The sequence below is a fragment of the Cohnella fermenti genome (assembly GCF_004801405.1).
Classification (GTDB): Bacteria; Bacillota; Bacilli; order Paenibacillales; family Paenibacillaceae; genus Cohnella; species Cohnella fermenti.
On record NZ_SSOB01000068.1, the window covers coordinates 11,692 to 38,035 of the forward strand.

General features: G+C 59.7%; 18 protein-coding genes and 1 pseudogene. 17 read left to right on the top strand and 2 right to left on the bottom strand.

The window, feature by feature from the left end; genetic code table 11:
* The first annotated feature begins 10 nt into the window (after positions 1-10).
* The 6 genes from E6C55_RS31515 to cysK all read left to right on the top strand — a co-directional run bounded on the left by E6C55_RS31515 (position 11) and on the right by cysK (position 11,325).
* Entirely contained in the window at positions 11-2,272 is a 2,262-nt protein-coding gene (locus E6C55_RS31515; protein ID WP_230986948.1) for a heavy metal translocating P-type ATPase, read from the top strand.
* Positions 2,273-2,446: 174 nt separating this feature from the next.
* Positions 2,447-3,031 carry a Uma2 family endonuclease gene (locus tag E6C55_RS31520; RefSeq protein ID WP_136373818.1) on the top strand — a complete coding sequence of 195 codons (585 nt, stop codon included), beginning with the start codon at positions 2,447-2,449 and terminating at the stop codon, positions 3,029-3,031.
* 466 nt (positions 3,032-3,497) lie between these two features.
* Positions 3,498-4,922, top strand: coding sequence for an aspartate ammonia-lyase (locus E6C55_RS31525; RefSeq protein ID WP_136373819.1), 1,425 nt, complete (start codon positions 3,498-3,500; stop codon positions 4,920-4,922).
* Positions 4,923-4,937: 15 nt separating this feature from the next.
* Entirely contained in the window at positions 4,938-9,410 is a 4,473-nt protein-coding gene (locus E6C55_RS31530) for a DEAD/DEAH box helicase (RefSeq protein ID WP_136373820.1), read from the top strand.
* Positions 9,411-9,481: 71 nt separating this feature from the next.
* The gene (locus tag E6C55_RS31535) at positions 9,482-9,910 is read left to right on the top strand and encodes a GNAT family N-acetyltransferase (protein ID WP_230986949.1); all 429 of its coding nucleotides are present in this window, start codon (positions 9,482-9,484) and stop codon (positions 9,908-9,910) included.
* Between the two features lie 479 nt (positions 9,911-10,389).
* The gene (gene cysK, locus E6C55_RS31540) at positions 10,390-11,325 is read left to right on the top strand and encodes a cysteine synthase A (protein WP_136373822.1); all 936 of its coding nucleotides are present in this window, start codon (positions 10,390-10,392) and stop codon (positions 11,323-11,325) included.
* 114 nt (positions 11,326-11,439) lie between these two features.
* Here cysK and E6C55_RS31545 read toward each other — a convergent pair whose 3' ends face one another.
* Positions 11,440-11,700 (bottom strand): excalibur calcium-binding domain-containing protein, encoded by a 261-nt coding sequence (locus E6C55_RS31545; protein WP_136373823.1) that lies wholly within the window; start codon positions 11,698-11,700, stop codon positions 11,440-11,442.
* A gap of 496 nt (positions 11,701-12,196) precedes the next feature.
* On the opposite strand from E6C55_RS31545, the gene E6C55_RS31550 reads away from it, so the two are divergent.
* The 11 genes from E6C55_RS31550 (at position 12,197) to E6C55_RS31600 (ending at position 24,544) form a co-directional block, all read left to right on the top strand.
* Positions 12,197-12,655 (top strand): RidA family protein, encoded by a 459-nt coding sequence (locus tag E6C55_RS31550; protein WP_136373835.1) that lies wholly within the window; start codon positions 12,197-12,199, stop codon positions 12,653-12,655.
* 1 nt (position 12,656) lies between these two features.
* Positions 12,657-13,100 (top strand): GNAT family N-acetyltransferase, encoded by a 444-nt coding sequence (locus E6C55_RS31555; protein ID WP_136373824.1) that lies wholly within the window; start codon positions 12,657-12,659, stop codon positions 13,098-13,100.
* Positions 13,101-13,112: 12 nt separating this feature from the next.
* Positions 13,113-13,673, top strand: coding sequence for an AAA family ATPase (locus E6C55_RS31560; protein ID WP_136373825.1), 561 nt, complete (start codon positions 13,113-13,115; stop codon positions 13,671-13,673).
* A 520-nt stretch (positions 13,674-14,193) separates the two neighbouring features.
* Positions 14,194-15,207, top strand: coding sequence for a LacI family DNA-binding transcriptional regulator (locus E6C55_RS31565; protein WP_136373826.1), 1,014 nt, complete (start codon positions 14,194-14,196; stop codon positions 15,205-15,207).
* Positions 15,208-15,522: 315 nt separating this feature from the next.
* Positions 15,523-16,851 (top strand): ABC transporter substrate-binding protein, encoded by a 1,329-nt coding sequence (locus E6C55_RS31570; RefSeq protein WP_136373827.1) that lies wholly within the window; start codon positions 15,523-15,525, stop codon positions 16,849-16,851.
* Between the two features lie 108 nt (positions 16,852-16,959).
* The gene (locus E6C55_RS31575) at positions 16,960-17,871 is read left to right on the top strand and encodes a carbohydrate ABC transporter permease (RefSeq protein WP_136373828.1); all 912 of its coding nucleotides are present in this window, start codon (positions 16,960-16,962) and stop codon (positions 17,869-17,871) included.
* A 12-nt stretch (positions 17,872-17,883) separates the two neighbouring features.
* On the top strand, positions 17,884-18,711 hold the full coding sequence (locus tag E6C55_RS31580; protein WP_136373829.1) for a carbohydrate ABC transporter permease: 828 nt from the start codon (positions 17,884-17,886) through the stop codon (positions 18,709-18,711).
* A 57-nt stretch (positions 18,712-18,768) separates the two neighbouring features.
* On the top strand, positions 18,769-20,271 hold the full coding sequence (arfA, locus tag E6C55_RS31585; protein WP_136373830.1) for an arabinosylfuranosidase ArfA: 1,503 nt from the start codon (positions 18,769-18,771) through the stop codon (positions 20,269-20,271).
* Positions 20,272-20,309: 38 nt separating this feature from the next.
* Entirely contained in the window at positions 20,310-21,281 is a 972-nt protein-coding gene (locus E6C55_RS31590) for a glycoside hydrolase family 43 protein (protein ID WP_136373836.1), read from the top strand.
* A 110-nt stretch (positions 21,282-21,391) separates the two neighbouring features.
* A complete protein-coding gene (locus E6C55_RS31595; protein ID WP_211093687.1) occupies positions 21,392-23,470 on the top strand; it encodes an RICIN domain-containing protein in 2,079 nt (692 codons plus the stop codon).
* Between the two features lie 180 nt (positions 23,471-23,650).
* Positions 23,651-24,544, top strand: coding sequence for an aldo/keto reductase (locus tag E6C55_RS31600; RefSeq protein ID WP_136373831.1), 894 nt, complete (start codon positions 23,651-23,653; stop codon positions 24,542-24,544).
* 183 nt (positions 24,545-24,727) lie between these two features.
* Here the strand turns inward: E6C55_RS31600 and E6C55_RS31605 are convergent.
* Positions 24,728-25,777 (bottom strand): annotated as a pseudogene (locus tag E6C55_RS31605) (IS630 family transposase).
* Between the last annotated feature and the right edge of the window lie 567 nt (positions 25,778-26,344).

The window sequence follows — 26,344 nt, forward strand, 5'->3', positions numbered from 1 at the left end:
GGTGGGCGGGATGGACGCTGAGAAGCAATTGGCTCTGGAGAATGCAAGTGCGGCGGGCGCCATTCCCTCGGAGAGTCTTGATCTGGACATCGGGGGAATGACGTGTGCGGCGTGTGCGGCGCGGATCGAGAAGGGGCTGAACCGGCTGCCCGGCGTGGCGAACGCGACGGTCAATCTGGCGTTGGAGACGGCCAAGGTGGTCTATTCGCCGGGCGAGCTGTCGGAGGCGGACGTCGTTCGCAAGATCGAGCAGTTGGGCTACAAGGCCGCGCGGAAAATCGAGCAAGACCAGCAGGAGCGCCATCGGCTGGAGAGGAGAGGGAGAACGTTCGCGTTCGCCGCGTCGGCCATTCTGTCGTTGCCGCTGCTGTGGGCGATGGTCGGCCACTTCGCGTTCCTGTCCGGGCTGCCGGTGCCGGAGCTGTTCATGAAGCCGTGGTTCCAGTTCGCGCTGGCGACGCCCGTTCAGTTCCTGATCGGCTGGCGCTTCTACGAAGGAGCGTACAAGGCGCTCCGCAGCGGCAGCGCGAACATGGACGTGCTCGTTGCGCTCGGCACCTCTGCGGCATACGGGTACAGCGTGTACCAGACGATTCGTTCCTGGACGGAGCCTCACGCCCATGACATCGAGCTGTATTACGAGACGAGCGCGGTGCTCATTACGCTGATCCTGCTCGGCAAGCTGTTCGAAGCGATGGCGAAGGGGCGGTCGTCGGAAGCGATCCGCTCGTTGATGAAGCTGCAGGCGAAGACCGCGCTTGTCGTCAGGGACGGCGAGGAGCTTGTCGTTCCTGTCGAGGATGTCGCGAAGGGCGACCTTGTCGTCGTGAAGCCGGGGGAGAAGCTGCCGGCGGACGGCGTGGTGGAGGAAGGCCTGTCCACGGTCGACGAATCGATGCTGACCGGGGAGAGCCTGCCGGTCGAGAAGAAGGCGGGCGACGCTGTTTTCGGGGCGACGCTCAATCGGAACGGCCGGCTGCTGGTCCGCGCGACGAAGGTGGGGAAGGAATCGGCGCTGGCGCAGATCATCCGCATCGTCGAGGAGGCGCAGAGCTCGAAGGCACCGATCCAGCGGGTCGCGGACGTCATCTCGGGCGTCTTCGTGCCGATTGTCGTCGGCATTGCGGTGCTCGTGTTCCTGGTCTGGCTGCTTGCCGTCCGTCCCGGCGAATGGTCCGCCGCGCTTGAGGCGGCAATCGCGGTGCTTGTCATCGCTTGCCCGTGCGCGCTCGGGCTGGCCACCCCGACCTCGATCATGGCGGGTTCCGGCCGGGCAGCGGAGCTCGGCGTTCTGTTCAAGGGCGGGGAGCATCTGGAACGGACCCAAGCGGTCGACACGGTCGTTCTGGACAAGACGGGCACGGTCACGAACGGGTTGCCGATGCTGACGGATTTGCATGTCGCGGACGGATGGGATCGGCAGGAGGTTGCCGTCTGGATTCTGGCCGCGGAGAAGGCATCGGAGCATCCGCTTGCGGAAGCGATCGCGCAGGGCTTGACCGACGCGGGCGACGTGCGCCGGATTGAGCCGGAGACGTTCGCGGCGCTGCCGGGCTACGGCGTGGAAGCGACGGCGGAAGGGCGCCGCGTGCTGGTCGGCACGCGCCTGCTTATGAGCGAGCGCGGGGTCGATGTCGCCGGAGCGACTGCGCGTATGGAGCGGCTCGAGGCGGAAGGCAAGACGGCGATGCTCGTGGCCGTGGACGGAACGTATGCGGCAATCGTCGCCGTCGCCGACACGATCAAGCCGACCTCGCGCGCGGCGGTGGAGCGGCTCAAGAAGGAAGGGCTGCGGGTCGTCATGCTGACGGGCGATAACGAGCGTACAGCGCGAGCGGTCGCCTCGGAAGCGGGCATCGACGAGATCGTCGCGCAGGTGCTCCCGGAGGGCAAGGCGGAGCAGATCCGCAAGCTGCAAGCGGAGGGCCGCAAGGTCGCCATGGTCGGGGACGGCATCAACGATGCGCCCGCGCTGGCGACGGCGGACATCGGCATGGCGGTCGGAACCGGCACCGATGCGGCGATCGCCGCCGCCGATGTGACGCTGATGCGCGGCGACTTGAACGGAGTAGTGGACGCGATCTCGCTCAGCCGCCGGACGATGCGCAACATCCGCCAGAACCTGTTCTGGGCGCTGGCGTACAATGTGATCGGCATCCCGATCGCCGCCTGCGGCCTGCTCGCTCCGTGGCTGGCCGGCGCGGCGATGGCGCTCAGCTCCGTCTCGGTCGTGCTGAACGCGCTGCGGCTGCAGAGGGCGAAGATCGGCTGAGCGATGGGCAGATTCGCAAGCGGTCGGATTCGCGGTCGGATTCGTGATTGACAGACAAGCCGTGCTTGGAGATAATGAAGACATCGAAGTATCGGGGAAGCACCTCACAAGGATGAACACGCTGCGTGTTTCTTTGTCGAGGTGCTTTTATTTTCCACGTTCAGGGGGATGGGGATGAGCTCGAACAAGCGGAATGAGGACGTTGTGCGGGAAGGGCAAGTCACGTATGAGATGTATGCGGAGATGCCGGATGACGGGCAGCGGTACGAGGTGATTGACGGGGTGCTCGAGATGATGCCTCCCGGCGTGACGACAACGCATCAAGTGATTGCAAGGGAGTTGCTGATGCTTCTTGCGGGCAGTTGTCGATCGGATTACATTGTTCTGTTCGCCCCGCTCGATGTCATTCTGACGAGGACGAACGTGCTGCAGCCCGACGTTCTTATGGTCCACCGCAGTCGGAGCGCCATCGTGACGAATCGCGGGATCGAAGGGGTGCCGGATCTCGTTGTGGAGATTTTGTCTCCGAGCACGCGCAAGCGGGATAAGGTTGTGAAGTCCAAAGTGTACGCGAAGCACGGCGTTCCGGAGTATTGGATGATTGACCCGCTGACGAAGACGCTGGAGCAATATGGCCTGACGGATGGCGGGTACTACGAGCTCGAGAATGAGTTCGGCGGCGAGGACGTCGTCGCTTCGGACAAGCTGCCTTGCGTGTCGTTCCCGGTCAGCAAGCTGTTTGCCGAGATGTGGCAATGAACACGCGGATGGATGTGAAATTTCACATTCATACAGCTCGATAACGGGTGCTCTGCCCGTTTATATGCGAAAAACCGCATTCATGGCGGATTTTCCGGCCCGTGGTGCCGGATGTATGCTAAAAACCGCATAAAACGGCTCAATTCCCTCTGCGCGAAGCCGACGAATGCGAAAAATCATATAAAATCGCAAAAGGCGCAAAAGGCGCAAAAGTCGGCGGTGCCGGAACCCGGATCAGGAAACCCGGAAGGATCGCTCGGGCTACCTTCCTTGGCGGTTCTTCTTGCTATTGTCGTTTTATGAAAGGGATTTACTGGATGTTTCACGTGAAGCGGCGGAACCTGCCAGCATTCGAACGGAAGTACGCTATTCCCGAGCGATTCAGACAAGGATTCGTATCCGGGCGCGCCTTCCTTTATAATGGAAAGTGTAGAAAAATCGCTTCAGTCACGAGGGGGGATTTCGGATGGAGTTTCGCGTCGAGAAGGATTTTCTGGGGGAGAAGCAGGTTCCGGCGGAGGCATATTACGGCATACAGACGCTGCGTGCCGTCGAGAACTTCCCGATTACGGGCGTGCCGGTCCATTCCGAGCTGATCGAAGCGCTGGCGCACGTGAAGAAGGCGGCGGCGCTGGCGAACAAGAAGACGAGAATGCTCCCGCCGAGCATTGCGGATGCGATTGTGAAGGCGGCGGATGAAGTGGCAAGCGGCGGCCTCGCCGATCAATTCATCATCGATTCGATCCAGGGCGGCGCCGGGACGTCGATCAATATGAACATGAACGAGGTGCTCGCCAATCGCGCGCTCGAGCTGCTCGGCCGCGGGAAGGGCGAATACTTCCATTGCAGTCCGAACAACCACGTGAACATGTCGCAGTCGACGAACGACGCAATTCCGACGGCGATCCGCCTGGCGGCGTACAAGCTGACAGGGCGGCTGACCGAGACGCTCGGGCAGCTCAAGTTCGCTCTGGAGGAGAAGGCGAAGCAGTTCGACGACGTGGTCAAAATGGGCCGGACTCACCTGCAGGACGCGGTGCCGATCCGGATGGGCCAGGAGTTCGGAGCGTATGCGGCGGTCATCGGACGGGACGGCGGGCGGATTGCGAGGGCGGCGGACAGCCTGCTCGCAGTGAATATGGGAGCGACGGCCGTCGGCACGGGGCTGAACGCCAAGCCGGAATACATCGAGGAAGTCGTCCGGCTGATGGCGACCGACTTCGGCATTCCGATTCATGCGGCGACGAATCTCGTGGATGCGACGCAGAACACGGATGCGTACACCGAGCTGTCGGCGATGCTGAAGGTGTGCGCGGTGAGCCTGTCGAAGATGGCCAACGACATTCGCCTGATGGCGTCCGGGCCGCGCACGGGCCTAAGCGAGATTCACTTGCCGGAGAGACAGCCGGGTTCGTCGATCATGCCGGGCAAGGTGAACCCGGTCATGGCTGAGGTGCTGAACCAGGCGGCGTTCCAGATTATCGGCAACGATCATACGATCTGCCTGGCTTCGGAAGCGGGACAGTTCGAGCTGAACGTGATGGGGCCGGTGCTCGCCTTCAATCTGCTGCAATCTCTGAAGATTCTGCGCAACGCGGTCGAAGTCTTCGTTCGGTACGCGCTCGAAGGCATGGAGGCGAATCGCGACCGCTGCGCCGCTTACGTGCACGGCAGCTTCGGCATCGTGACGGCGCTGAACCCGCACCTCGGCTACGAGGTAGCCGCCGGTCTCGTGAAGGAAGCGCTGCGGACGGGCATTCCGATCAAGGAGCTCATTCTGGAGAAGCATCTCCTCACCCAAGAGGAGATGGACGTCATTCTCGATCCGGTGCAGATGACAACCCCGGGCATTGCGGGAGAATGGCTTATTACGGGACGGGATTCGGAATAAGAGGAGGCAAATCTGTTGAGTCGATCGACAGGGGCGTTAGCAGGCTTCCACCCGGTGCTGGGGGCTTGGTTCGCGGATGCATTCGGCGAGCCGACGGACGTCCAGGTTCGCGCCTGGCGCGAGATCGAGGCGGGCAAGCACGCGCTGATCGCCGCGCCGACGGGCTCGGGCAAGACGCTCGCCGCGCTGCTTCCTTGCCTGAATCGAATCGTTGCCGCAGCGGGGGAGAGGCAGAAGGAGAAGCGCGTTAAGGGCGTGCGCGTTCTCTATATCACGCCGCTTAAGGCGCTGAACAACGACATTCACCATCATGTGCTCGGCTTCGTGGACGAGCTGGCCGAGGCGGCCGCGCGGCTTGGCGAGCCGTGGCCCGGCATCCGCAGCGCGGTGCGCACCGGGGACACGACATCGTCCCAGCGGGCGTCCATGCTGCGGAATCCGCCGGACGTGCTCGTGACGACGCCCGAGTCGCTCTACCTGCTCCTGTCTTCGGAGAAGGGGCTGGCGATGCTGCGCACGGTGGAGCAGGTCGTCGTGGACGAGATTCACGAGCTCGCCGCGGATAAGCGCGGCGCCCATCTGTCGCTGTCGCTCGAGCGGCTGGAGGAGTGGGCGGCGCGGCCGTTGCAGCGAATCGGCGTGTCCGCGACGCAGAAGCCGCTGGAGCGGGTCGCCCGGTTCCTCGGCGGCTGGGAAGAGCGGCCGGAGGAAGGGGACGCTTCGGCGGCGGAAGCGGGGGCGTCCCGTGCAGGCGAAGCGGGTCCCGCCGGCTCCGAGGGCGGGCATCCGCTCGGCTTCCGACCGCGCGAGGTGGCGATCGTCGAGAGCGCGATGGAGAAGAAGCTCGAGCTGCTTGTGACGATGCCGGACCAGAGCCAGCCGGTCCAATCGCGGGAAGGCGTGTGGCTTCCGCTGCTCAATCGGCTGATGACGCTCATGGACGGAGCGCGTTCGGTGCTCCTGTTCGTGAACAGCCGAAGGCTGTGCGAGCGGCTGTGTCTCCGCCTTAACGATCACGTCGGCTACGAGATGGCCCGTTCGCATCACGGAAGCATGTCCCGGGAGCGGCGGCTGGAGGTCGAGAAGCTGATGAAGGAAGGGGAGCTTCGCTGCCTGGTTGCGACGTCTTCGCTCGAGCTGGGCATCGACGTCGGCTTCGTCGACCTCGTGATTCAGCTCGATTCGCCGCTTGAGGCGGCCCGCGGCATTCAGCGCATCGGGCGCGCCGGGCATGCGGTCGGCCAGGCGAGCCGGGGAGCGATCGTGGCGAGGCAGCGGGGAACGCTGCCCGAGATCGCCGTGCTCAGCCGGCTGATCAAGGAGCGGGACATCGAGGAGATCCGCCTGCCGCGAACGCCGCTCGACGTGCTGTCGCAGCAGCTCGTCGGGATGGTCGTCCAGGCGGAGCGGCCTCTGCGCGACGCCCACCGATTGATCTGCCGGTGCGAGGTGTATAGGTCGTTCTCGTACGAGCGGCTGGAGGAGGTCGTGCAGGTGCTGTCCGGCCTGTATCCGTTCGCGCGTCCGCTGCTCGATTGGGACCCGAAGACGGGCGTTATCGCCCGTCGAAGCAATTCGGCGATGGCTTCCGTAACCGGCGTCGGAACGATTCCGTCCAGCGGGAACTACCCTGTGCATCATCTGGACAGCCGGGTTCATCTCGGGGAACTGGATGAGGAATTTATTCAGGAGAGCCGAGTCGGCGACGTGTTCCAGCTCGGAACGAGCTCATGGATGATCCGCGAGATCAAGCAGGATCGCGTCTACGTGTCGGAAGCGGGCAACCGGTTCAGCGAGGTTCCGTTCTGGCGCGCCGAGTCGGGCGGTCGATCGTACGAGGTCGGACGGAAGATCGGGGCGTTCGTGAAGGAGCTGGCGGACCGCATCGGGCCGGCGGACGAGAAGGTTTACGGCTGGCTCGCGGACGAGTATTCGCTGGACGGCGAGAGCGCCGAAGCGCTCGTCGGCCTGATCGAGTCGCAGAGGAGCTTCTGCGCGCTGCCGACGGACCGAACGATCGTCATCGAATATTACCGGGACGTGATGAACCAGACCCACGTCATCCTGCACAACTTCTTCGGCCGCAGGGTCAATCGGGCCTGGCTGCTCGCGATCGAACGGCAACTGGAGCAATTGCTGCCTTACCGGCTGTACGGCAATGCCAAGGACAACGGCATCGAGTTCGTGCTGCCGGAGTGGGATTCCTCCTGGATTCAGGCGATCCGGCAAGTGTCCCCGGAGCATCTGGAGAAGCTGCTTACCGAAGCGATCGTCGGCTCGCCGCTGCTCGGCATGGCGTTCCGCCGCATCGCAGAGACGTCGCTGCTGCTCTCGCGGAGCTTCACCCGCACGCCGCTCTGGCAGAAGAGACTGCGCGGCGAGGAGCTGCTGCGGGCGGCGATGCCGTATGCCGAGCGCTTCCCCCATCTCCGGGAGGCGATGCGGGAGTGTCTGTTCGACTATCTCGACACCGAGAACCTGAAGGGAGTGCTGGAGGCGATCCGCTCCGGCGAGATCGATATCGTCGTTAAGGAGACTCCTCACCCTTCGACCTTCGCTTCGCAGTTCCTCGCCGATTACGTGAACATGAAGGTGTACGAGGGGGACGGGCTCGACGACGGCATCAAGCTGCAGCTTCTGAACGTCAGCAAGGAGTTGGCCGGCCAGTTGTTCGGAGAGGAGAAGCTCTCCGAAGCGATTCCCGCATCCGTCGTGGAAGCGGAGCGGCGGCGGATCGAGGAGACGGATGCGGTCAGCGATGCGGACAGCTTGTATCGGGCTCTGAAGCAGGGAGGAGACCGCACGGCCGACGAGTTGGTTCGGAAGGCGGGAAGCGGAGCGGCGCTCGTCTGGCTCGAAGAACTGGAACGGCGCGGCAAGGTTCGCGAGGTCGACTTGACCGGGGACGGGGATCTGCGCTGGATCTGCGCCGACGAAGCGGCTCTGTACGAGGCCTTCCCGGATTCCGCCGAGGCCCGAACGTTTGTGCTGAACCGTTACGCGGAGCAGGTGCTCTCGTTCACGGAGCTGCAACTGTGCGAGAGGTACCCGGGTTTGGGCCTGAAGCAGGCGGAGGCAGCGGTTGAGGACATGCTCGCGCGCGGAGTCGTCGAACGGGCTCCCCATGCCGCGTATGCGGAAGAGAAGCTCTGGACGAGCTCGAAGCTGGCGGCGCGAATGGTCCGCTTGTCGATCGGCGAGGCCCGACGGGAGGCCCATGCGTTCGAAGCGGAGAGCTGGTGCGCGCAGATCGCCGAACTGCAATCGCTCGGAACGGAGAGCCGGAAGGAAGGGGCGCCCGGCCTGCTGCAGGTGCTGGAGAAGCTGCAGGGCTTGTTCGCCCCGCTGCCGCATTGGGAGTCGATGCTGCTGCCCGCGCGAATGGTCCGATACCGCAAGGAGGAGCTGGACCAGCTCTGCTCGAGCGGGGAGATCGTCTGGATCGGGAAGAAGGAGGAAGGCGACAAGGAGGGGAAAATCGCGTTTTTCCTCGTGGACAGCACGGAGCTGTATGCTCCTTTTCTGGGCAGCGAGAATCAATCGACCCGTTACCCGGCGCTGCTGGAGAGGCTGAAGCGGGGCGGCGCCAGCTTCCTGACCCGGCTTGCCCGGGAAGAGAACAAGCTTCCGTCGGAGCTGCTGGACGAGCTGCTTGAGCTGGTCTGGGAAGGCCGCGTCTCGAACGACCAATTCGCTCCGATGCGCCTCGCCGCCCTGCCGGCGAAGACGCGCAAGACGGCCGCCGCCCGCGCGGGCTCCGGCTTCGGAAGATGGTATTGGACGGGCGGGCTGGCGGAGAGGGCCGAGCGTTCGGAGGAGAGCGGCGTAGCCGCAGACAGGGCTGGCCGGGACCGACGGGAAGCATCGGCCGTCCATTGGGCGCACCACCTGCTCGGCAGCTACGGGCTGATTAACAAGGAATTGGTCGCGCGGGCGTCCCCATTCGACTGGGATTCCTTCTATCCGGTGATGAAGCGGCTGGAGGAATGGGGAGCGGTCACGCGCGGCGTCTTCATTCGCGGGGACGCGTCGCTGCAGTTTACGACGAAGGAGCTGGCGGAAGCCGTTCGCCGGTTGGAGTCGAAGGAAGCGGAGGGCGGGGAGCCGTTCACGGTCGTTGCCGCCGCGGACCCGGCGAATCCGTACGGCCTGCTGCTCGAATGGCCGGTCGCAGCCCGCGGCGCCTCCTATTCCCGCAAGCCTGGCAACTTCCTGCTGTTGCGCGGAGGACGCTGGGATTATTGGCTCGAGAACAACGGACGGCGGGTGTACGCCCTTCATCCGGAGGCGGCCGCGGCCGAGACGATCGAGAGCGAGGCGGCGAAGCTGAAGGCCGCGCTGCTCGCGATTTTACGCCAGCATGGACTCGTCAAGCTCGTGATCGATGCCTGGGACGGCGAAGAAGCGTCACGGAGCGACATCGGACAACATTTTCTTCGAATTGGTGCAGAATTGGATCGGAAATCGGTGGTGTTCTGGGCGAATTAATGGTCTAATAGAAGAGAAGCGTTGGGTACGGTCCGCGTGGACACTAGACAGTAGAAATGGAGAGAGCTTGCGTGTTTATCGATCTGAGAGAGAAGCTGGGGCAGCCGGAAGTAGCGGAGCTGCTCGAGATGGCCGTGTTCCCGGACCCCGGCCGTCTGGCGGAGGCGATCCGCGAATACGAGACGGACGGTCGACTGGACCTGATGGGATATGTGGACGAAGATCGACTGGTCGGAATCGTCGGATATGAAGTGAACGAGGATAACGTGCTGACGATCAAGCATCTGGCCGTCGCCCCCGAGGAACGGGGCAAGGGCTTCGGCCGTCTGACGGTGCTCGAGCTGATCGCCTGGGAAGCGCCGGATATTCTGCTCGCGGAGACCGACGAGGAAGCGATCGAGTTCTATCGCAACATCGGCTTCGTGATCGAGAGCCTCGGCGAAGCGGGAGCGGGTGCGGAACGATTCCGCTGCACCTATACGGTCAACCTTGACGAATAACCGTCGTCCGGACTCGTTCCGCAGGTCAAGGGCCCCTTCGCGCGAAGGGGTCTTGTTTAGCATGCTTGCAGTCGTATGCGGGACGGAAGCCGCTGAAGCCCGATAAAGCCCGATGAAGCCGATGGGACGGTGATGCCGGTTTGTTTGCCGCTGGTTGCCGGGATTTTATGCGAAAAATCACATTGATATCGTCTCGTGACGGGTCATTTGGCTGATTTTATGCGAAAATTCACATTCACAGGGGCTGCTCCGCCCCGGGCTGCCCCCATTTATGCCAAAAACCATATAAAATGCCCCACACCCTGCGGAATTCAAGCCGGCGAATGTGAAAAAACACATAAAACTGCATGAAACGCCGCACCAAGAGAAGGCGGTTGGATAGCGCAGCCGCGTCGGGCACGGAGTTTGAATTCCGCCGACAGGAATGATAGAGTTCTAAGAAGAGCAATGCATAGGGAATGACAATGGAGGTTATCGAATTGGCAAGAATCGCGAAGAGACTGACGGATCTGATCGGCAACACTCCGCTTCTGGAGCTTGGACATCTTGCAGACAATCACAAGCTGGGCGCGAAAATCGTCGCCAAGCTGGAATACTTCAATCCGGCAGGCAGCGTGAAGGACCGCATCGGCTATGCCATGATCAAGGACGCGGAGGAGCGCGGCCTGCTGAAGCCGGGAGCGACAATCGTCGAGCCGACGAGCGGCAATACGGGCGTCGGGCTTGCGTTCGCAGCGGCGGCGCTCGGCTACAAGCTGATCATCACGCTGCCGGAGAGCTTCACGATCGAACGCCGCAAGCTGATGCTCGCGCTCGGGGCCGAGCTGGTGCTGACGCCGGCGAACGAAGGAATGGCGGGCGCAATCCGCAAGGCGGAGGAGATCGTCAGGGAGACTCCCGGCGCGTTCATGCCGCAGCAGTTCAACAACCCGGCGAATCCGAGCATCCATAAGAGCACGACGGCGCTCGAGATCTGGGACGACACGGACGGCGAAGTGGATATGTTCATCGCAGGCGTCGGCACGGGCGGCACGGTCAGCGGTGTCGGCGAGGTGCTGAAGGAGCGTAAGCCTTCCGTGAAGATCGTTGCCGTCGAGCCGGTGGAATCGCCCGTTCTGTCGGGCGGCGCCAAGGGGCTGCATAAGATCCAGGGCATCGGCGCCGGCTTTGTGCCCGACAACTTCAACCGCGACGTGGTGGACGAGATTTTCCCGGTTCGCGGGGACGATGCGCTCGAGACGGCCCGCGAGCTGGCGAGAACGGAAGGCCTGCTGGTCGGCATCTCCTCCGGCGCGGTCACCTATGCGGCGATGCAATTGGCGAAGCTGCCGGAGAACAAGGGCAAGACGATCGTTGTCCTGCTTCCGGATACGGGCGAGCGGTACTTGTCCACTGCGCTGTTCCCGACAGAGTAGACGGAGTAGACAGAGTAGAAGGCAGGCAAGGTATACGATGGCATAGCAAGGCGACGTTAGGAAGCGACGGGCAGACCGGATCTTCCGGCGTCGTCTTTTTGTTCAATGAGTTGCTTATTTCTCGCAGGCGATGAGATCCTTATCCCGATCGAGCTTTTTGTTTGCCGCGTACAGTTCTTTCGAGACGTAAGGTTTGTATTTGGTTTTGCCGCCTTTGTTTTTGACGGACGCGGATTGCGCCACTCCGCCTTTATACACGGCATTCAACTCGGTGCAATTTTTGTATGTTTTGATGGAGGAGGCTGCATCGGTGTAAGAGGAGAAGGAAGACAGGATAAGCAAACACGCGCCAAGGGTAAGAATGTTTTTCTTCATCGGACACCTCGATTAATCGCATTTTTGGAGTCGTTTTCCAATTTTATTTTAGCAGATTGTCTGGAATTCGGGTAGAACGCAGAAAAAAATGAAAGGATTCCGGATACCCCCCTACTGTATATGTCGCCTCGCTGTCCGAGGGAGTCCCCTTTGCCGCAAAGGGTGCCTTATCCCCCTCTATCAGTATCCTAATTATTGGGAATTCAGAGGCCTGAACGGATGGGATAAGAGTCCCCCTTGGAAAAACATAGTTGGGAGCTGCCGTTCTCTCCAGGAGACGGTGGAGAAGCACACGATCGGATTCCGAGGCTCGGAGTCGGAGGAAGATGATCGTGTTCGAGGAGGACGACGACTTGGGCGAATGATTGAATATGAACTCGCATCGAAGCCCACCATTGCGGACATCGAATTTATTCATTCGACGGGGAGGAGAGCGGCGGGGTAGAATGGAATGGACGAGTAGAAGCGAATCCCTGGAGGAGATTGGATGAGCGCAATGACGATCGAACAACGAATGAGAGAGCTCGGAATCGTGCTTCCGGCTGCGAGCGAGCCTGCCGCCAAGTATGCCAACTGCGTTGTCGCGAACGGGCTGATGTTCGTCTCGGGCAAAGGTCCGTCCAGAGGCCCTAAGGGCAAGCTGGGCATTGATTATACGGCCGAGGAAGGGTATCAATTCGCCAGGCTGGCGGGCTTGGAGGTGCTTGCCGTCGTGAAGGCCGAGTTAGGCTCGCTTGATCGAATCAAAAGAGTCGTCAAGGTGCAGGGCTTCGTGAACGCGAGCGCCGACTTCGACGAGCATCACAAGGTGCTGAACGGATTCTCGGACCTTATGCTTGACGTGTTCGGGGAGAAGCAAGGTCTTCACGCACGATCCGTCTTCGGGGCCGTCTCCGTCAGGGTGAACCTCCCCATTATTGTCGATTCCGTCTTCCAGGTCGACGAAGAACGCTAAGATGGACCTGCAACTAAGATGTGCGGCCGAGGCCGATCTGGATCTTCTGGCGGAGATGAACAAGCACCTGATCGAGGACGAAGGCAGCACCAATCCGATGAGCCTGGCGGAGCTCAAGACGAGAATGCTCGATTGGCTGCGCGCTTCCTGGCAGATCGATCTTTTGGTTCACGGGAGCGAAGTAGTCGGTTACGTGCTGTACTTCTATAAGAACAATCCGTATCGACCGCATCGCAGGGAAGCTTATGTTCGGCAGTATTTTATTAGGCGGGAATGGCGGGAGAAGGGCTTCGGTCTTCGCGGGATCGAGCTGCTGAAGGAGCTGCGCTTCAAGAACGTCTCGGCCGTCGAGATCGACGTGCTGGCGGCCAATTCGAGAGGCAGGAGCTTCTGGCAGCGGGCGGGCTTCGTTCCGTATGCGATCAATATGAAGCGGGAGCTGTAGGGGGAAGGTGCGATGAAGCTCGTGATTCTGTTCGGTCCGCAAGCCGTTGGCAAAATGACCGTCGGACAAAGTCTGGCCGCCCGGACGGGGTTCAAGCTGTTCCATAATCATACGTCGATCGAGTTCGTCGCTCCGTACTTCGACTACGGTACGCCTGCGGGCAATCGTTTGGTTCAGCTCATTCGGCAGGAGCTGTTCGATGAGGTGTCCAGGAGCGATCTGGACGGCTTCATCTTTACCTACGTCTGGGCGTTCGATCTTCAGGCGGATTGGGATTACGTCAAGCATATCTCAGAGCTGTTCGAATCAAGGGGAGCGACAGTGTGCTACGTTGAGCTCGAGGCCGATTACGCGGAGAGGCTTCGGCGCAATACGACCGAGAACAGGCTTCTGCACAAGCCGACCAAGCGGGACACGGTCCGATCGGAGAGGAATCTGATCGCCACACACGAGAGCCATCGGCTGAATTCGGCGCCGGGCGAGTTGACGATGGCCAACTATTTGCGAATTGATAATACGGACCTGGGGTCTGACGAGGCGGCACGAGCGATTGTCGAGCATTTCAGTCTATGAAGCGAAGCAAGCGCGAGCGGCGAGATTCGGAGATCGAGTGCCCGTCGCATGAGGGAGCCTGCGAGCAACGGAGGGCTGGATTTTATGCGAAAAATCACATTGGCGATGCCCGGCAGCGGGTGATTTGGGTGACTTTATGTGAAAAATAGCATACATAGAGAAAATTCCGGCCCGAGGTGCTGGATGTATGCTAAAAATCATATAAAACGCTGCGATTGCCTCCGAATCCGGGGCGATGAATGCGAAAAATCATATAAAATGCCGTGGTTCATGGGAGGGGGAGGCCGAATCGGATAACAGGGGCCGTGGCGCAACGATGCCGTCTCGAATCGTTTCCAAACATAGAAGAACCGTCAGGGAGAACGCTTATCCCTCTGGCGGTTCTTTTGAATTCCACAAGAATCGCAATTCGCGGCAAATTTATGCTTGACGGCGGAATGAAACCGCTTTATGATGAGGGTGAAAAGTTAATTAAAACGATTTAAATTTTGAATGACAATGCGAACGAGAGGGTCCGATCATGAGCAGAATCCATGTTACTCTGAAGGACATTGCGAGGGTGGCCGGCGTATCGACGGCTACTGCGTCGCTGGCGCTCGCAGGCGATCCCCGCGTCAACGTGAAGACGAAGCGGCTCGTCGAGGAGGTGGCGAAGCGCCTCAATTACGTGCCGAACGAGATTGGCCGCAGCTTGCGCGCGAAGAAGGCGGAGACGATCGCGTTCATCTTCCCGAACTCGCCGCACTTCGCGTTCACCCATCCGTACTTCTCGCAGCTTCTGGAAGGAATCTCGGAGGTGCTGGTGGAGAACAGCTTCCACCTCATGCTGTCGGTCGCCCCGTCGGAAGCGAACGAGTCGGCGGCCTACGACAAGATTCTCCGGAATCGCCGGGCCGACGGCATCATTCTGTGGCCGGCTTCGATCCGCGATCGCAACATCATGAAGATCGTGGAATCGGGCTTCCCGGTCGTGTACCTGGGCCGCTGGCATCACGAAGAGATCGCGACGGTGGAGCGGGAGGACATCGGCGGCGCGTACAAGGCGACGGACCACTTGCTGAAGCAAGGGCGCAAGCGGATCGTTCATCTGTCGGGGCCGCAGGAATACCAGGTCAGCATCGACCGGCTGGAAGGGTACAAGCGGGCGCTGCAGGAGCATAAGGTGCTGCTCGATCCGGCGTTTGTCATGGAGAAGGACTTCTCGATGGAAGGCGGCGCGGAGGCAGTGAAGGAGTTACTGGCGTCGGGGATGCGGTTCGATGCGATCTTCTCTGCCAACGACCGGATGGCGATCGGGGCGATGAAGGAGCTGCAGGAGAGCGGCATTCGGATTCCGGAAGAAGTTGCGATCGTCGGCTACGACAACATCGAGATGGCGGCGATGATGAGTCCGGGCCTCACCACAATCGACCAGCCGATGAAGGAGATCGGAAGGCTTGCGGCGGCCAAGATGATGGCTATGCTAAGCGAGGAAGATGTCGGCGAGCTGAGGACGGTTGTGCCGGCCCGGCTCATAATCCGTGGAACTGCGTAACGGTGAAACGGATTTTTTAAAAGGGTAAATTTAAATCGATTTAAATCTTGGCGGTTGGCGAGAATGTCGTGAGACGTGCAACGTGAAAAGTGAGAAGTGAAAAGTGAGAAGTGAGAAGTGAGAAGCGAAAAGTGAGAAGCGAAAAGTGAGGCGTCGAGACGTAGACGATGTCGGGAGGTGATGCCGTTCCGAAGCGCTTCGCGGAAGAACGAGAAAGAGGGGAAGCTTGGCCCAGAGAGAGAAGCAACAATGCGTTAAGGGAGTTCCGACAGAGAGAGAACCGACTGATTCCACTAGTCCATAGGGAGGACGACCATGAACAAGAATGGCGGCTTCAGACTGAATCGGCTAACGAATCGAATCGTATCCTTCGCGCTCGTCGCTTCGATGATCGGCGTGCTGAGCGCCTGCGGAGGGAACGACAACAGCAATTCCGCAAGTTCTTCCTCATCCGCGGCAGGAGGGAAGCAAGTAAGCATCTCGTTCTGGAACACGTTCACCGGCTCCGATGCCGACACGCTGAAGGAGATCGTCAACGACTACAATAAGGCGAACGAAGGCAAGTACGAAGTGAAGATGGACATTATGCCTGCGGATCAATTCGGTCAGAAGCTGCCTCCGTCGATCGCGACCGGGACGGCCCCGTCGCTCGTCGCCCTGTCTTCCTCGGGAGCGGCCGCCTACATTCAGAACGGCTCGATCGAGCCGGTGGACGACTTCTATTCCGTGGACGGCGTGAACAGGGACGACTTCGAGGAGTCCGCGGTTAAGCTGGGCGAGTCGAACGGCTCCTTGTACCTGCTGCCGATGCAGGTGTTCGGCATCGAGTTCTTCTGGAACAAGGATCTGTTCAAGGCGGCCGGACTCGACCCGGATACGCCTCCGGCAACCTTCGAGCAGTTGGCCGATTATGCGGTGAAGCTGACGGACGAGTCGAAGGGGCAATACGGCTTCGCCATGCCGATCAAGGGAGCGCCGCAATACAGCCTGATGTTCATCTGGGGCAATGGCGGCGACGTGGTTGATCTGGCGAGCAGGAAGTCGGTTCTGAATTCGGCCGAGAACGTCGAGACGTTCAAGTGGCTGGCCGATCTGGCCGTGCAGAAGAAGGTGACGCCGAAGGGGCTTAACGGCGTCGAGACCGACAAGCTGTTCCTGAGCGGCAAGGCCGCCATGTACATCACCGGGCCGTGGCTCGCCGCTGGCCTCAAGGAGAACAACATCAACTTCGGCGTCTCCTTGCCGCCGAAGGGCTCGGCTGCGCAAGCGACGATCGCCGACGGCATCGGCTTCGCGATTCCGAAGGGCACGAGCGACGAACAGAAGCTGGCCGCTTACGACTTCGTGAAGTATTGGAACTCGACGGAAGTCGGCAAGAAGTGGTCGCTCGCCATCGGATTCCCTCCGTATCTGAAGTCGGTGCTCGCCGATCCGGACATCCAGGCGAACGAGACGATCAAGCTGATGTCCAACTTCGGCGACGCGGGCCGGACGTTCCTTCCGGGCTTCGTGACCGCCGACCGGATCAACAGCGACGTGCTGTTCCCGCTCCTCGAGCAGATCGTCAGCGGCCTCGATCCCGTCCAAGGCGTCGAGAAGGCTTCGAGCTCCATCGACGATATTCTGAAGTCCGAATCGCAATAACGGCGGGCGGCCGCTTCCCTGTTCGGCTTCCGGAACGAGAGCTCCGGGGCGGTGGCCGCTCCCTCGGCACTAATCCTGCCGAACATTCCGAACAAGTAAGGTGATTCCATGCGTAGAAGTTTACGATCTTATCTCGCGGGCTGGAACCGCCCGGAGAGGGCCGCCTATCTGTTCATCGCGCCGGCGCTCGCCATTCTCCTTCTGTTCACCGTTGTGCCGCTGCTGGCGACGCTTGCGATCAGCACGATGAACATGGACGTGTTCCTGCAAGTGAAGGGCTTCATCGGACTGGATCACTTCGAGCGCCTGCTCGGGGACGACCGGCTGATCGATGCCATCAAGCACACGCTCTACTTCGCAGGAGTCGAGGTTCCGCTGCAGATCATTCTCGCCCTGCTGACGGCCGTCTACCTCTCCCGCAACACCCGTTGGCGCAAGCTGCTGCGCTCGGTTTACTTCGTGCCGTCGATCTGCTCCTTCACCGCGATCGGCATCGTCGCGTCGTTCCTTCTCGATCCGCAGACCGGCGTCTACCCCGCGTATCTAGTGAATCTCGGGCTGCCCAGACTGGAGTTCTTCCGCGATCCGGCGTGGGCGATGCCATCGGTCATTGCGCTGACGGTATGGAGAAGCTTCGGCTACAGCATGATCATTCTGGTTGCGGGCATCCAATCGATTCCTGATTCGTACTACGAGGCGGCTCAGCTTGACGGCGCGGGCAAGGCCCGGCAGTTGTTCTCGATTACGATCCCGATGCTGATGCCGTCCCTCAGCTTCTGCGTGATCACGACGACGATCGCCGCGATGCAGGTGTTCGACCAGATCTTCGTCACGACGCAGGGCGGACCGCTGAACAAGACGGAGACGATCGTCGGCTATATCTACAACACCGGCTTCAAGATGGCGCCCTACGACCTGGGCTATGCTTCGGCCATCTCGGTCATGTTGTTTGTGTTTATCATGGCGATCACTCTGGTGATGAACCGATACTTTCTCCGCCGCGAAGCGGACATGGCGTAAGGGGGCATTCGAATGGGCAGAAAATGGACTTGGGGCCAAGCGATCGGATGCCTGCTTACGGCGCTGCTTCTGATTGCGGTGCTGCATCCGTTCCTGTGGCTGGTGGTTGCGGCGTTTAAGCCAGAGAACGAATTCATGAAGTATCCTCCGACCGTGTTCGCCAGCAGCTACGGCTTTGATTCGTTTATTCGCGTATGGGACACGATCCCTCTGGTCGCTTTTTTCCGCAACACGATTATTTTCTCCGCTGGGGTTATGGCGATCTCGGTCCTGCTCGACTCGATGGCCGGCTATGCGTTCGCTCGTCTGCGCTTTAAAGGCAACAAGACGCTGTTCACGCTCGTACTGATCACCATGATGGTTCCCTTTCAAGTGCTGATGATCCCGCTGTTCGTCGAGGTATTCAAGCTGGGCATGCTCGATACGTACTGGGGCCTGATTATTCCGCGCGCGGCAAGCGCCTTCGGCATCTATCTCATGCGTTCCTTCTTCATCTCGCTTCCGAAGGATCTCGAAGAGTCGGGCCGGGTGGACGGCTTCAACGAATTCCAGATCTACTGGCGGCTCATGCTTCCGCTGTGCAAACCCGTGATGATTACGCTTGGCATCTTCCATCTGATGAACAACTGGAACGATCTCTTGTACCCGCTTATGCTGACGAGCTCCACGGAGATGCGCACGCTGTCTGCCGGTCTCGCCATGTTCGTCGGCCAGCGCAACATCGAATACGGTCCGACGCTTGCGGCATCGCTGCTGGCACTGCTGCCTCTGCTCATCGTGTATGTGTTCGCGCAGCGATTCTTCGTTCAAGGGGTTGCGACTTCCGGGATGAAGGGCTGACGGAGCGCCCCGGCGCGAATCGTTTATCTTCTATTAAAATAGTCGAGGTGCCTGACCATGCAAAGAGCAAGATCGATCGTAAGCAAAGACTTTATTATCGGCACGACGGGCGATCGGCTGTTCGGCTCGTTCGTGGAGCATATGGGCAGCGTCGTGTATAACGGAATCTATGAGCCGGAGCACGAATCGGCCGACGAGGACGGCTTCCGGCAGGACGTGCTCGGACTCGTCAAGGAGCTTGGCCTGTCGGTCGTTCGGTATCCCGGAGGGAACTTCACGTCGGGCTACAACTGGGAGGACGGCATCGGGCCGAAGGCGGAACGTCCGGTTAAGCTTGACCTGGCCTGGCGCCAGCTTGAGCCGAATACGTTCGGGCTGGACGAATTCATGCGCTGGACACGCAAGGTCGGGGCCGAGGCGATCATGACGGTCAATCTCGGAACAAGGGGCATCGACGAAGCTCGGAACATGATCGAATATTGCAATTTTCCCAAGGGGGGCAAGTACAGCGATCTGCGCCGATCGCACGGCATCGAACAGCCGTATGCCATTCGCACATGGTGTCTGGGCAACGAGCTGGACGGGGAGTGGCAGATCGCGCGCAAGACGGCGGACGAATACGGCAGGCTGGCCTGCGAGACGGCGAAGGCGATGAGGTGGGTCGATCCGACGGTCGAGCTCGTTGCGGTAGGCAGCTCGGCGCGCCATATGCCGACGTTCCCCGAGTGGGACCGCACCGTCCTGATGCACACGTACGAGCACGTCGACCACCTGTCCCTGCATCATTACATCGGGAAGAAGCAGAACGACACGAAAACGTTCCTCGCCATGCCGCTGGAGATGGAGCAGCAGATCAAGGACGTCATCGCGACCTGCGATTATGTCCAGTCGGTGAAGCGCACCTCGAAGCGAATGAAGCTGTCGTTCGACGAATGGAACGTGTGGCGGGAGCCGGATGTGGAGTACGTTCCGTGGCAGACCGGCTGCCCGTTCGACTGGGTGAAGTTCCACATGGAGGATGCGCTTGTGTTCGGCTCCGCTCTGCTCTCGATTCTGCGACATGCGGACCGGATCGATATCGCCTGCCAATCGCTGCTGGTGAACACGATTCCGATGATTCTGACGGAGAAGGGCGGGGCGGCCTGGCGCAACCCGACGTTCTACCCGTTCCTGCATGCGTCGCGCTACGGCAGGGGACAGGCGCTGCGGCTCGTCACGGATTCGCCGAAGTACGATACGGCCGCATATACGGATGTCGCTATCGTCGATTCGGCGGCCGTCTATAACGAAGAGAAGGGCGAGCTGACCGTGTTCGCCGTGAACCGGGGAGAGGAGGCGGTCCTCTACGAGCTGGACACGAGGGACTTCGGCAGCCTGGCGTTCGCGGAGCATATCGTTATGAGCCACGAGCGGCTGAGCGCGGTGAATACGGCGCAGCGTCCCGACGAAGTGAAGCCGCGGACCGGCGGGAAGACGACGCTGGACGGGGGCAGGGCGGAGAGCGTTCTCGAGCCTTATTCATGGAACGTTATCCGGTTCGCGGTGAAGGGAGGGCAATGAACATGGGGGGAACGGAGAAAAGGAGCGGACAGCAGGAAATGCCGGCAGCGAGCGGAAGGCGGAAGAGCTACGTCCATCCGCTCATTCGCCATCGCGCCGATCCGTGGATCTATCGCCATGCCGACGGCTTCTATTACTTCACGGCGACGGTGCCCGAGTACGACCGGATCGAGCTGAGGCGCGCGGAGACGATCGAGCTTCTGGATGGCGCGCCGCCGGCAACGATCTGGCGCAAGAAGAGCGAAGGGCCGATGAGTCGGCTCATCTGGGCGCCGGAGCTTCATCGCATCGGCGGGCGCTGGTACGTTTACTTCGCGGCGGCGCATACGACCGAGACGCTGGACGGGGCGTTCCAGCACCGGATTTACGTTCTGGAGAACGTAAGCGACAATCCGCTGGAAGGCGAATGGACGGAGAAGGGACAACTGGACACCGGCTGGGAATCGTTCGCCCTCGATGCCACCTGCTTCGAATCGGACGGTGCGCACTACCTGGTATGGGCGCAGAAGGAGGATGGCATTCCGGGCAATTCCAACCTCTATATCGCCGAGCTGGACACGCCTTGGCGCTTGAAGTCGGGCGCGGTCAGGCTGTCCGTGCCGGAATACGAATGGGAGACGGCCTTGTTCCTCGTGAACGAAGGACCGGCGGTTCTGAAGCGGGGCGGCCGGATCTTCCTCACGTATTCCGCCAGCGCAACCGACCATCATTATTGCATGGGGCTGCTGACGGCGAGCGAGTCGTCCGACCTGCTCGACCCGGCTTCCTGGACGAAGTCGCCGGAGCCGGTGTTCCGATCGAACGAGGAAGCCGGCATCTACGGCCCCGGCCACAACGGCTTCACGACTGCGGAGAACGGGGAGGATCTGCTGCTGTATCACGCCCGCGACGTCAAGGAGGTCGAAGGCGATCCGCTGGACGATCCGAACCGCCATGCCCGCATCCAGCCGTTCGGTTGGCGAGCAGACGGAACGCCGGATTTCGGCAAGCCGGTGCGGCCGACCAGGTAGCGGAGCGAGCTGCGGAGAGGAGGTGATGACGGCGGACGGACGTTCGCCTGCCGCCAATCGAAGCTGTGCAAGAAGATTCACCCATTCGGTCGAAGAAGGAGAGACTATTCGTGAAGCCATTCCGCCAGCTCTTGCCCTTCCACCTCAGAATCCGACTCGCAAGCTTAACCATGCTCGTTGCTCTTCTGCTCGCTTATCCTCTGGCCGCTGGCGCCGTCACGACCGGCAACGGGGCGCTCGTGTATTCGCCGACCGCTTCGGAGACGTTCGACAATGCGGGCACGACCTATGCTCGCATCATCACGCTGAAGAACAGCGGCAGCTCCTACAACGGGCAGTTGATCGCCACGTTCGACCAGCTCAAGGAAGTGAGCGGTCAGCAGGTCTACCCGATCTACCGCAGCACCGACAACGGAGCGACCTGGAGCCTGATCGCGAACGTCAAGGACACCACCTATGGAACGACACGCACCTCCCAACCGATGCTGTTCGAAGTGCCTCAGACGGTAGGCAGCTTGTCCGCCGGGACTCTTCTTCTGGCGGGGAATATTTTCCCGGAGGATGGGTCCAGCTCCCGAATCGTCATCTGGAAGAGCACCGATCACGGCTCCACCTGGTCGCTGCTCAGCACGGTCGACACCGGGGGACCGACCGTCTACGACCCGAGTACAACGTCGACGACTACGACGATCTGGGAGCCGTTCCTTGGGCTGGACAGCTCCGGCAATCTCGTCTGCTACTATTCGGATGAGCGGCAGAAGAGCAGCAACATTCTTCAGGCGCTTGTCCTGCGCAAGTCGACGGACGGAGGAGCGACATGGGGCGCGGTGACGAACGTCGTTGCGGTTGCGAACAACAGCGACCGTCCCGGCATGATTACGGTGACGAAGCTGCCGAACGGCAAGTATATGGCGACGTATGAGGTCGTCAACAAGCCGAGCATCAGCCTGAACACGGCTCCCGTCTATTACAAGTTCTCTGACGATGGGGTCACCTGGACGGCGAGCGATCTGGGGACGCCGATCAAGCTGAAGAACGGCAGGGGCATCGGCTCCTCTCCGTACGTGAAGTGGGTTCCGGCGGGAGGGCCGAACGGGATGGTCATCGTCTCCGCGAAGTGGGGGCTGGACAGCTCCGGCAACATCAGCGGTGGACAGAACTTCTATGTGAACTACAACCTCGGGCTCGGCGATTGGGAGCGGCTGCCGATGGCCGTCACTTATGACGCGTCGGACACGGCGGGCGGCTACTTCAGCGGCTTCGCGCAGAGCTTCGATACAAGCGTCGACGGCTTGACGCTGTACCAGGCGACGAACGTCGAGAACCTGACGACAGGCCGCAACGATATTCGCGTCGGCACGATTCCGCTGAACGCGAACCGGTACGAGGCGGAGCGGGCCACGCTGTCGAACGTGTCGGTCGGCACGAATGTCGACGCTTCCGGGGGCAGCGAGGTGCAGTACATCAACTATTCGACGAGCTCGGTCACCTTCAACGTGAACGTGCCGACCTCGGGAACGTATACGGTCAACGTCCGCTATTCGAACGGCAACGGCAGCACAAGCACACATGCCGTCAGCGTCAACGGAGGGACGGCGTCGACGATCAGCTATCCGGCTACCGTCGACTGGAACCGGTACCAATGGGCGCAGATGACGGCTTCCTTGAACGCGGGCAGCAACACGATCAAATTCTCGTACAACACGGGCTACGCCGAGCTTGACATGATCGACGTCTACAAGTCCGGAACGGCGCTCAGCGACGAGTTCTGGATCGTGAACCGCAACAGCGGCAAGCTGCTCGAAGTGTACCAAGCGTCGACGGCGAACGGCGGCACGATCGATCAATGGGGCGATACGGGCTATTCGTGCCAGCGCTGGACGTTCACCTCCATGGGCAGCGGCTACTACAAAATCATCAACAAGAACAGCGCCAAGCTGCTTGAGGTGTACAACGGAATTACGACGGACGGGGCCGTCGTCGACCAATGGAGCGACACGAGCACGAACACGCAGCAGTGGCTGATGACGCCGACCGACACGGGCTACTTCAAGCTGTCCAATCGGAACAGCGGCAAGCTGCTTGAAGTATACGCCAATTCGTCGGCAGACGGCGCGATTGTCGATCAATGGTCGGACACGGGCTACAACTGCCAGCAGTGGACCTTGGTTAAGGAAGGCACGAAGTAAGCGGCTGGGGAGCCGAGAGGGTTGAGACGGCTTCCCGAAGCATGGAGCAGGAGCAATGGAGGATCGCTTCTGCTTTTTTATGACTTTTTTGAATTTGCCGTTTGTTAGGCTATGTGTGCGAACATAGAGCTAACGATATGTTAAAATGAAGAGGATGTTGCCAATAAGGAGGAACGAGAGATGGAGCGTAGATTGCTTGGCAAGACGAGCCTTCCGGTTACGGTGCTCGGATTCGGTTCGATGGAGATTCGCGGAACCCGCGTATGGAACGGGCGCCCGGTGGCGGACGAGGATGCGGGCAAGCTGCTGAACGCCGTGCTTGACGCGGGAATCAACTTTATCGATACGTCCTACGATTACGGACGAAGCGAGGAGCTGATCGGCAAGTACCTGCGCGGCCGACGCGGCGAGTACTTCCTGGCGACGAAGTGCGGCTGCACGCTCGTCGATTGCGGGGACCACGACGAGACGCCGCACGTGTGGACGCGGGACAATCTGCTGCACAACATCGAGACGAGCCTCTCCCGCATGGGGACCGATTATGTGGACTTGCTGCAGCTTCACGGCCCTACGGCGGCGCAAGTCGAGGAGGGCGGTCTGCTCGAGACGCTGAAGGAGATTCAAGCGTCCGGCAAAGCGCGGTTTGTCGGAATCTCCTCCTATATGCCGAACCTGGAAGCTCATCTGGCGGGGCCGGGCGATTACGCGACGTATCAGATTCCGTATTCCGCCCTGGAGCGGGACCACGAGACGTGGATCGAGCGCGCGGCCGTGACCGGAGCCGGCATCATCGTGCGCGGCGGTGTCGGCCGCGGCGAGCCGGGGCATGGCCTTGGGCAGCAGGACCGCTGGCGTCTCTGGGAGGACGCGAAGCTGGACGAGCTGCTGGAAGAAGGCGAGAGCCGCACGGGTTTTCTGCTCCGCTTCACGCTCAGCCACCCGAACCTCGCGACGACGATCGTCGGCACGATGAAGCCGGAGCACCTGCTGGAGAACGTGCGCATCGCGGAGAAGGGAACTCTTCCGGCGGATGTGTACGCGGAGGCTAAGCGGCGGTTGGATTTGATTTCTTGAAAATTGCAGTGAGTGCATAATCGTTGTAAGAGAAGTGCTGGGACGTAGCTTTTTATTGCTTTATTTAGTTAAAGCGCCATTCTGTATCGTTTACGATGCAGGAATGGCGCTTGTTTGTTTATTGTGCGCCATTGTGCACCAAGTAAATCTCGTAATTAATAACTATGTAGACCGAAATTAAGATCATAACCTGACAAGCAAATGATCGATGGTTTCTAACGGAGGCTTGTTAACCCGTTTCATAAATTGGCCCACATGAAGCTTAAGTTTATAGAACTTCTCGAAGAAGACGTTATTGACGACATCTGATTTGAGCCACAACTATAATCCTTGGACAGGATTTAGATTCGGACTGTACGGCGGAAGAAAGACCAACGGTAGACGCGGATGTTCCTCCAGGAATGGCTGTAAACGAGTGGTATGATGAATACGGCTGTTATCCAGAACCATGGCGATTTTCCCATTCGGGTAGACCGCAAGAATGTCTTGTAAAAAGCGAATAAAGGCAGCTATATCCGCCTCTTCTTCCTCGTGATGATGAACTTGACCTGTTTCGTAGTTAATTGCACCAAATAGCTTGGCACCTTCATGTTTTCCGTAGGTCGACACTTTGCGCTGGCGACCTCGTGGAAACCAATTGTACTGCAAGGCTTGATAGGAGCGAATCATGGATTCATCTTCAAACAGGAGATGGCGAATGTCTTCGGATTCCACCTGTTTCTTAAGCTGAGCGAACGTATGCTTGCGGAACATGGTCTGAGCATCCGGATCCGCTTTTGCCAGCGTGTAGGTCGCTTTAGTGAAGCTGAAGTTCATTCGTTTGAGCATCGCGCTAATCCCTCTGACGCTCATCACAACATCGAATTCCCGTTGGATCCACTCCGACACGAGCGGGAGCGTCCAGGTGTATTGCGCTTCAAAGCCCACGTCAACCGGTTGTTTTCGCTCCAACAAAGCCGCTAACTGGAGGCGTTGCTGATCGGTGAGCTTAGGCGGTTGCCCGGGTGAATGTTCCATTTCGAGTCCAGCAAGATCGAGCTCCTGATAATCCTGCCAATACGTGCTAATGGTTTGCCGAGCCCGGTCAAGCAACTGTCCAATTTCCGAGAACGAGAGTCCTTCCAGATGAAGCCGAACGGCTAGATATCTTTCGTAGAGGCGTTTATCGGATGTCTCTCTCATGGTTTTGTTTAATCGCTCGATGTTTACTTGCTTATGTTCGGTACTGCTCATGCTTATCGCCACCTTGGGTTGAAGGATACTGTTTATTGCCCTATTTGGCCATGAATTTGATTCGTCAGTTCATTAATTGCGGTTTATATAGTTTTCGTGATTCTGCAATTTTCGACATTTATACAACTCATAAACGACTAAAGTTCTATTATATCGACAAAATAAGCCTCTGGAATTTTATGATAAATAATTCATAATAAAGAAGATGTCGAACTTTTGACTACTGCATTGGAAGAGGTGGTTAGTGAAGTAGAGATAATCTCATCAAGTACTTGGGAAACGAATTAGCGAAATGGAACAAACGTTGCACCTTATTCATTATTCCATTTCACGAATTCGGACTAAATTTATGGATGTTTTGTGAGCGAAATCTACCAACGTCGCGCCTTTCACGTCAGGAATGACCTTCTTCATCTTCAGGTACTTCGGGCAACCTTTCTTCCTAAATCCCCGGCCAAATTATAACGAGGTCGGGGGGGCTATTTCTAGCGCTTCATAGATTTCCAGCTGGCGCTTGGTGATCTCCCCAAATCGCAAGTCGTGGCCTGACCGTTCGTAACATTCGAT